We start from the raw sequence: 7,717 nt of genomic DNA on the forward strand, positions 1-7,717 counted from the left end.
AGGACCGAGGACCGAGAGGACTCCGCCATGCCGACACGGGCACAGACGCAGGAACCGCGGACCGATCTGGACGCGCGCTACAGCTCCCCCGGGGCCACCGCCACCCCCTGGGCGGAGGCCGCGTCCCGCCTGGAGAAGGCCGAGATCTTCTGGCTGTCGACGGTACGTCCGGACGGCCGACCCCACGTGACCCCACTCATGTCGGTGTGGCTGAACGGGGCGCTCCACTTCGCCACCGGGGCGCGGGAGCGCAAGGGGCTGAACCTCGCCGCCAACCCGCACGTCGTTCTCACCACCGGCACCAACGCCTACGGCGAGGGCCCCGACCTGGTGGTCGAGGGTGACGCGGTCCGGATCACCGAGCAGAAGCGGCTGGCCGAGCTGGCGGCGGCGTGGGAGGCGAAGTACGGCCCGGAGTGGCACTTCGAGGTGCGGAACGGGGCCTTCGACTCCGCCACGGCGGCTGCGGCGCCGCCGTCGACGGAGGAAGCCGGGGACGCGGGCCTCGCCCTGGTCTTCGAGGTGGTGCCCCACACCGTCTTCGGGTTCGGCAGGGGCAAGAATTTCAGCCAGACCTGTTATCGCTTCACCCGCTGACCATGGCATCGACGAGAGCCGTCAGCGCCGAGGTGAGTCGTGAGAACCCCGGGCCCGTGGGGCCTCCCGGTTCGGTCATGTACGTGTCCCGCCGGATCTCCACCATCAGGGCGGTGACCCGCGGCTCCCTCTCGTAGAAGCGCAGCGGGACGTACGCGCCGGAGAACGGGCTGTCGATCCCGACACCGCTCAGGCCCGCGAACGCCTTCTCCGCGAGGGTGACCAGCTCGGGCGGCGTGTGAAAGGAGTCGGTTCCCAGACAGACCTGCGGTCGCGGACCGTCGCCGTGCAGCTCGTACGGCAGCCGGGCCGACGGATACGAGTGGACGTCGACGATCACCGCCCGCCCGGCGACGGCGAGCCGGTCGGCCACCGCCGCGGTCATGGCCGCCGCGTACGGGTGGAAGTAGCGTTCGATCAGTGGCCGCGGGTCGATGTCGGCGGGCCGCAGCGGTGTGCGCAGGGTCGTCCGTGTGTAGACAGCTCCCATTCCGACGGACAGCATCTCCTCCCGTTCATCGGGAAAGCGTTCGGGATCGACCACCAGCCGGGACAGCCGGTTCACGAACCGCCATGGTGTGACCTCGGCCGCCCGCGCCGCGGCCGCGGCCAGCTCCGCGGTGTGCGCGTCCGTGATGTGGTCCAACTCCCGCTCCAGCGCGGCGTCGTCGAGCGCGATGCCGGCGCGCACCGGCGCCGGAATGCGCCGCGAGGAGTGCGGGACGTGCAGGATGACGGGGGAGTCGGGGGCACCGGGCAGGAGCTCGAAGGACGTCTCGTCGCGGTCAGGAGTCAGGTTCACGTGAGATTCCTATCGCAGCCCGGCCCCCACCGCTCACCTCAGCGCACGCTGCCACCGCCGTGGCGCGCGTAGTGCTCGATCAGGGCCGCCCGGGTCGTCTCCAGCCGGTGCGCGAGGATCGCGGCGATGGTCCGGGTCAGCGACAGTTCCAGGGCCGGATCCCGGTCGCACAGCGTGCGCACCTCCGCGGCATCGAACTCGTACGCGCGTACGGGACTGAACGCCTCGGCGCCGAAGTCCCAGTGGTGCGGCGGGAACAGCCACGACCAGCCGAGCAGATCGCCGGGCCCCAGTGTCGCCACGGAGATGCGTCGCTCCCCGACGACCCGCTGGTACAGGGAGACCGTTCCGGAGCGGATCACCCAGAAACGGTCCGCGGTTCCCCCTGCCTCGAAGATCTTTCCGTCCGCCGGGAAGGAGACCTCCCGGGCCAGGGACATCAGCCGTTCCCTGTGGTCGGGGGAGAGGGCGGGCAGCAGCCGGAGAGCAGTGGGCATCGCGGACCTCCATCGCACCGCCGCAGGGCCCCATGGACGCGACGGCACATGTCGTACCGGTATATCCCGTCACCTCCATTGGACCGGCACCCACGGAATTCGTCGCGCCGGGGGCCGGATCGAGACCGTGCGCCCTGCCGCGAGCCGCTCAGGGCAGTGGTTGTTCGGCCCAGATGACCTTGCCGGCCGGGGTGTACCGGGTGCCCCAGCGTTCGGCGAGCTGGGCCACGAGGAACAGGCCGCGTCCGCCCTCGTCCGTGGTGGCCGCGTACCGCAGGCGGGGTGAGGTGCTGCTGTTGTCCGAGACCTCGCAGATCAGGCTGCGGTCCCGCAGCACGCGGACCTGGATGGTGCCACTGCCGTAGCGGATGGCGTTCGTGACCAGCTCGCTGAGGATCAGCTCGGTGGTGAACGCCATGTCGTCGAGGCCCCACTCCGCCAGCTGCCGGGTCACCGAGGCGCGTACCTCCCCCACGGCCGCCGGTTCGGACGGCACCTGCCATTCGGCGATGTGCTCGGCGCCGAGCGCGCGGGTGCCCGCGACGATCAGGGCGATGTCGTCGCTCGGACGGTCCGGGAGCAGGGCGTCCAGGACCGCCTGACAGGTGTCGTCCGGTGACCGGTCGACCGCCGTGAGGGCGGCGCGCAGCAGCTCGAGCCCCTCGTCGATGTCCCGTTCCCGGTCCTCGACGAGCCCGTCCGTGTAGAGCACCAGACGGCTGCCCTCCTCCAGCTTGAGCTCCGCGGTCTCGAACGGCAGACCCCCGAGCCCCAGCGGGGGCCCGGCGGGCACATCGGGGAACTCCACGCTGCCGTCGGGACGGACCAGCGCCGGGGGCGGATGGCCGGCCCGGGCGACCGTGCAGAGCCGGGAGGTCGGGTCGTAGACGGCGTACAGGCAGGTGGCACCGGTGATCGCGGCGCTGCTGTCCGCCGACGCCTCGTCCTGGTCGATGCGGCCGACCAGCTCGTCGAGGAGCCCGATGATCTCGTCGGGCGGCAGGTCCAGGGCGGAGAAGTTGTGGACGGCGGTCCGCAGGCGTCCCATCGTGGCCGCCGCGTGCAGTCCGTGGCCGACGACATCCCCCACGACGACGGCGACCCGGGCGCCGGACAGCGGCAGCACGTCGAACCAGTCCCCGCCCACCCCCGCCTGCGCCGGAAGATAGCGGTAGGCGATGTCCAGGGCGCCCTGCTCGGGCAGGTTGCGCGGCAGCAGACTGCGCTGCAGCGTCACGGCCATGGTGTGCTCGCGCGTGTAGCGGCGCGCGTTGTCGATGGACACGGCGGCCCGCGCGACCAGTTCCTCGGCGAGGGCCAGCTCCTCCTCGTCGAAGGGCTCGGGCTTGCGGGAGCGCCAGAAGTTGACGACGCCCATCACCAGGGGGCCCACCCGCAGGGGCACGGTGATCAGCGAGTGGATGCCGTACTCCACCACCTGCGTCGTGCGTTCCAGGTCCTGGGCGAGCCAGCCGGGGGCCCCTTCGAGGTCGGGCTCGACGACGCCCTGGCCCGTGCGCAGGCTCCGGGACTGGGGAGTGGAGGCGATGAAGCGGATCTTCTCGCCCACCGGGTAGAGCGGGGCGTCCTTGCGGATGCCGCTGTACGCGGTACGGCGCAGCTCGGTGACGCCGTCCGGCTCCTCCCCGTTCAGTACGGCGTCCGCCAGGTCCACGGTCGCGAAGTCCGCGAACCGCGGGACGGCCACCTCGGCCAGTGTCTCGGCGGTGCGGGTCACGTCCAGACTGGTGCCGACGCCCACCCCGATGTCGTACAGGAGTTTGAGGCGCTCGCGCGCCACCTCGGCCCGGCCGGACAGCGCGCGCAGCTCGGTCGAGTCGCGCAGGGTGGCGACACTGCCGGGCGGGCCGCCCTGGAGGTCCGTGGGCCGCTGGTTGATGGCCAGCAACCGGTCCCCGACCAGATGCACCTCGTCCGTGGCGACCCGTCCCGAGGCCAGCAGCTCGGCGGTGTCCGCCTCGAGGCCCAGTTCCAGGACATGCCGCCCCTCGGCGTCGGCGGGCAGGTCGAGCAGGCGCTGTGCCTCGTCGTTGGCGAGCAGCAGCCGTCCCTCGCCGCCGGCGATGATCACCCCCTCCCGGACGGCGTGCAGCACCGCGTCGTGGTGCTCGTACATCCGGGTCATCTCGTACGGGCCCAGGCCATGTGTCTGGCGCAGCAGGCGCCGGCTCACGAGCGCCGTACCCCCGGTGGCCAGGGCGAGTGCGGCGGCCGCGGCGCCCAGCAGGAGGGGCAACTGCCGGTCCGCGACCCCGCCCACGTTGGCGGTCGTGATACCGGCCGACACCATGCCCACGACCTTGCCGTCGGGCGCCTTGATGGGAACCGTGGCCTGCACCAGCGGCCCGATGGTCCCGTTGATCTCCTCGGTGATGGAATGGCCGGCCAGCACGGGGGCGGTGTTCCCGACGAACTTCTTGCCGATCCGGTCCGGTTTGGGGTGGGTGTAGCGGATCCCGTCGGTGTTCATCACAACGATGAAGTCCACGTGGGACTGCTTGCGGGCGTCCTCGGCCTGCGGCTGCAGCACGAGCGTGGGGTGGGGGCTGCTCAGCGCCTCACGGGTGCCGGGCGCGTTGGCGAACGTCTCGGCCACGGCCAGCGAACGGTTGCGGGCCTCCTGTGTGCTGTCGTGCCGTACCTGCAGCACCAGCGCCACCACCGCGGAGACGATCAGCAGCAGCACGATCACCACTTGCAGCACGAACACCTGGCCCGCGACGCTGCGTCCGCCCAGCGCGGACCGCGGTCCCCACGCGGGTCTGCGCCCCGCGCGCGGACCGCCTGGGCGAGGGGTCGACCGAGCCCGGGATCGACCCAAGAGCCGGACCATGTGCCTATGTCTACACTGCCGGGCGCCCCGAGGCGAGGGGCAGCGCGTGGTGTGACAGGGGCCGGTCGGGGCCCGTGGCACGGGTCTCTCGGCGAGTGCTGCTGTCGGGCTGATCTGGCCGCATCATGGAGGAGGGTCGATTTGCCCGCTTATGTAACTCTGGCTTGTCTCGGGTACGGGAGGTCGTCATGCACACTCCGGACCGCTACCGGTTGATCTTCACCCATCAGGAATCAGGCGTCGGCGTCATCACCGACGAGGTGGTCGTCGAACGGACCGACGCCCTTGGACCGGGCGGGAACCCGGTGTACTCCGACCCCACCGGCATCCTCCGCGCCGAGATCAGCACGGCCGGGGAAGTGCGGATGCTGGCCAGCGGCGGCTACCAGTCGCCGATGGTGCCCACCGCCGAACCACTGCCCTGACCGTTCGGTCTCGCCCGCGACGAGCCGGTCGCGGGCCAGGTCAGCACGGCCAGGGCGCCGAGCGTGAGCACTCCGCCGACCAGGAACGTCCCGCGCACCCCGGCGGCGTGGAGCAGGGTGCCGCCGGTCAGCGCGCCCGCCGCGACGCCCGCGTTGAAGGCGGCCGAGTTCGCCGCCAGGGCGAGTTCCGTGCGCCCGGGTGCGACGTGGAGGACCTGGCTCTGCGTGGCCATGAAGACGGGGCCCACCGACGCGCCCAGGAGCATCAGCAGGGCGACGGCAGCCACCTGGCTGCGCCCGCCGCCCAGGTACAGCCCGAGCAGCGCCACGGCCTGGGTCGCCACCGGGACCGTCAGGGTTGCGCGCGGGAAGCGGTCGAGGAGCGGGCCTGCCGCCGAGACGCCCGCGATGCCCGCCACCCCGAACGCCAGCAGTACGGCGCTCACCGAATCCCTGGAGAAACCGCTCACCTCGTCGAGGAAGGCGACGACGTACGTGAATCCCGCGAAGGCGCCGGTGACCGACAGCGCGGTGGTCGCCAGCACCACGGCGAACCGGCGGACGTCGGGAGTCGCCCCGTACGCCGCGTGCCCCTCGTCCGGGCGCGAGGTCGGCAGCAGGACGGCGACGGCGACGAGCGCGACGAGGCCGAGCGCGCCGAGCACCACGAAGGGCGCCCGCCAGCCGCTGTGTCCGCCCAGCCAGGTACCCGCCGGAACCCCGAGCACCGTGGCGAGCGAGCCCCCGATGGACAGCAGCCCGATCACCCGCCCGCGCCGCTCGGGTGGGAACAACCCCACGGCGACCGGACCCATCACCGCCCAGAACAGCGCCTGGGCCAGCGCGGTCGCGATCCGTGCCGCGAGCAGGAAGCCGTACGAGACACCGCTCAGCGCCGACATCCAGCTGGCCACCACGAGCAGCCCCAGCAGGCCCGACAGCAGATGGCGGCGAGGGATCGACCGGGTCAGGTGCGCGACGGGCAGCGAGACGACGGCCACGGTCAGGCCGTACCCGGTGACCAGCAGCCCGACGGAGGAGAGCGACACACGCAGGTCGTCCGCGATGAGCGGGAGCAGTCCGACGGGCAGATTCTCCGTGGTGTTGAAGGTGAACGCGGCCAGCATGAGCGCGGCGACGACGGCGGCCCTGCGCCAGGCGGTGAGACGAACGCTCGCCATCCACGAGCCTTTCTGTGAAGGGGTGTTGAGGGGGTGCCGAAGGGGGACGGGCGGCCGGACGCGGCCACGGGCCAGCCTGCGGGGTCGCCGCGCGGCCCACTACTCTTTCGGCTGGAGCCGAATCGCCCATCCCGACCCCGTGAGCTCGGCCGAAGACCCGTCGGAGACTGTTTTGCCGCTGACCCTGCACCTCGGCACCGACGATCTGACGCGCTGCCGGTTCGCGGTGTCCCCGCTCTGCCAGACGCACGAGGCGCTGCGCATGCTGCGGCGCCCGGACCGGCACGCCTTCCACCGGGACTGGCTGCGGCGCGTGCGCGACATCGTGGTGGGCCTGGACCTGGCGGAGCTGTGGCTGTTCATCCCCCGCAAGGGCGGTTACACCCCGGACTTCCTCGGACCGCCGCCGCGGACGCCGAACGCCTCCTTCGACGAGGAGCTGGCCCTGATGCGCGCCACCGACCCCGTCATGGCCCGTACGGAGCTGGCGCGTTCGCTCGCCTGCACACCCGGCGCCGCCGCATCGCCGTACGGGCGGGCGGCGTTGGAGGACCCGGCGGGCACCGTGCGACGCCTCGCCGACCTCACCGAGCGGGCCTGGCACGCGCTGCTCGCCCCGGACTGGCCCCGCCACCAGGCTCTCCTCGAGGCTGATATCGCCTACCGCTCACGGCAGTTGGCGGACGGCGGACTCGAGGCACTCTTCGGCGACCTGCACCCGGAGATCGGATGGGCGGACGACACCCTCACCCTGCGCGGGTACGCCGACCTGAAGGAGGCGCAGGGGCCCGACGGGCGGGGTGTGCTGCTGATGCCCAGTGTCTTCGTACGGCCGGACGTGGTGAGCGGCTTCGCCCGGCCCTGGCAGCCGACGGTGATCTATCCGGCCCGGGGCACGGGCGGCCCGCCGACCGGGGCCGCCCCCGCCGAGGCGCCCGCCGCGCTGGCCCGGCTGCTCGGACCCCACCGCGCCGCCGTCCTCGTCGGCCTCGACGGTCCCGCCTCGACCACGACCCTGGCGAACCGCCACGGTCTGGCCCCCTCGTCCGTCTCGTCCCACCTCTCGGTGCTGCGCGAGGCCGGACTGCTGGTGTCGCACCGACAGGGGCAGTACGTCCTCTACGAGCGCACGGCGCTGGGGGACGCGCTGGCAGCCGGGGCCCGATGAGCTACCCGGCGCCCTTGCAGGTGACGGTGAAGTGCGCTCCGTCGGGGTCGGTCAGGATGGCCTCGGTCGAGCCGAGGCCCTGCTGGTGGGCCGTGCCGCCGTGGGCGCGCGCGGCACGGGCGGCGGCCTCGACGTCGTCGACGGTGAAGTGGATCTGCCAGTGCGGCCGGATCGTCGGGTCGGGTGCCGCCTC

The 7,717-nt window shown here is 72.5% G+C and carries 8 protein-coding genes; 3 read left to right on the forward strand and 5 right to left on the reverse strand.

Going from position 1 to position 7,717, the window contains the following annotated elements; all coding sequences use genetic code 11:
• The first annotated feature begins 27 nt into the window (after window positions 1-27).
• Window positions 28-597, forward strand: coding sequence for a pyridoxamine 5'-phosphate oxidase family protein (locus KVT44_RS42295; protein WP_217573226.1), 570 nt, complete (start codon window positions 28-30; stop codon window positions 595-597).
• Here the strand turns inward: KVT44_RS42295 and KVT44_RS42300 are convergent.
• From KVT44_RS42300 to KVT44_RS42310, 3 genes are all read right to left on the reverse strand, one after another.
• Window positions 587-1,399, reverse strand: coding sequence for an N-formylglutamate amidohydrolase (locus KVT44_RS42300; protein WP_217573228.1), 813 nt, complete (start codon window positions 1,397-1,399; stop codon window positions 587-589). The two genes, KVT44_RS42295 and KVT44_RS42300, sit on opposite strands and share 11 nt — an antisense overlap.
• Before the next feature lie 38 nt (window positions 1,400-1,437).
• Entirely contained in the window at window positions 1,438-1,896 is a 459-nt protein-coding gene (locus tag KVT44_RS42305; protein WP_075030056.1) for a cyclic nucleotide-binding domain-containing protein, read from the reverse strand.
• Between the two features lie 148 nt (window positions 1,897-2,044).
• Entirely contained in the window at window positions 2,045-4,750 is a 2,706-nt protein-coding gene (locus KVT44_RS42310) for a SpoIIE family protein phosphatase (protein WP_217573229.1), read from the reverse strand.
• 188 nt (window positions 4,751-4,938) lie between these two features.
• Here KVT44_RS42310 and KVT44_RS42315 point away from each other — a divergent pair, with 188 nt between their 5' ends.
• Complete coding sequence (locus tag KVT44_RS42315) at window positions 4,939-5,175, forward strand: DUF6296 family protein (protein WP_060900045.1); 237 nt, start codon at window positions 4,939-4,941, stop codon at window positions 5,173-5,175.
• On the opposite strand, the gene KVT44_RS42320 is transcribed toward KVT44_RS42315, so the two are convergent.
• Entirely contained in the window at window positions 5,133-6,356 is a 1,224-nt protein-coding gene (locus tag KVT44_RS42320; protein ID WP_217573230.1) for an MFS transporter, read from the reverse strand. The genes KVT44_RS42315 and KVT44_RS42320 overlap by 43 nt on opposite strands.
• 172 nt (window positions 6,357-6,528) lie before the next feature.
• On the opposite strand from KVT44_RS42320, the gene KVT44_RS42325 reads away from it, so the two are divergent.
• The gene (locus KVT44_RS42325; RefSeq protein WP_217573243.1) at window positions 6,529-7,524 is read left to right on the forward strand and encodes a DUF5937 family protein; all 996 of its coding nucleotides are present in this window, start codon (window positions 6,529-6,531) and stop codon (window positions 7,522-7,524) included.
• Window position 7,525: 1 nt separating this feature from the next.
• On the opposite strand, the gene KVT44_RS42330 is transcribed toward KVT44_RS42325, so the two are convergent.
• On the reverse strand, window positions 7,526-7,717 hold a 192-nt coding region (locus KVT44_RS42330; RefSeq protein WP_302832177.1), incomplete at its 5' end, for a VOC family protein.

This window comes from Streptomyces sp. GbtcB7 (assembly GCF_019091445.1).
Classification (GTDB): Bacteria; Actinomycetota; Actinomycetes; order Streptomycetales; family Streptomycetaceae; genus Streptomyces; species Streptomyces mirabilis.

Excerpts from the sequence above, each read along its gene's own strand:
- KVT44_RS42295 (WP_217573226.1), top strand. The coding sequence starts at position 28 with ATGCCGACACGGGCACAGACGCAGGAACCGCGGACCGATCTGGACGCG.
- KVT44_RS42305 (WP_075030056.1), bottom strand. The coding sequence starts at position 1,896 with ATGCCCACTGCTCTCCGGCTGCTGCCCGCCCTCTCCCCCGACCACAGG.
- KVT44_RS42310 (WP_217573229.1), bottom strand. The coding sequence starts at position 4,750 with ATGGTCCGGCTCTTGGGTCGATCCCGGGCTCGGTCGACCCCTCGCCCA.
- KVT44_RS42315 (WP_060900045.1), top strand. The coding sequence starts at position 4,939 with ATGCACACTCCGGACCGCTACCGGTTGATCTTCACCCATCAGGAATCA.
- KVT44_RS42320 (WP_217573230.1), bottom strand. The coding sequence starts at position 6,356 with ATGGCGAGCGTTCGTCTCACCGCCTGGCGCAGGGCCGCCGTCGTCGCC.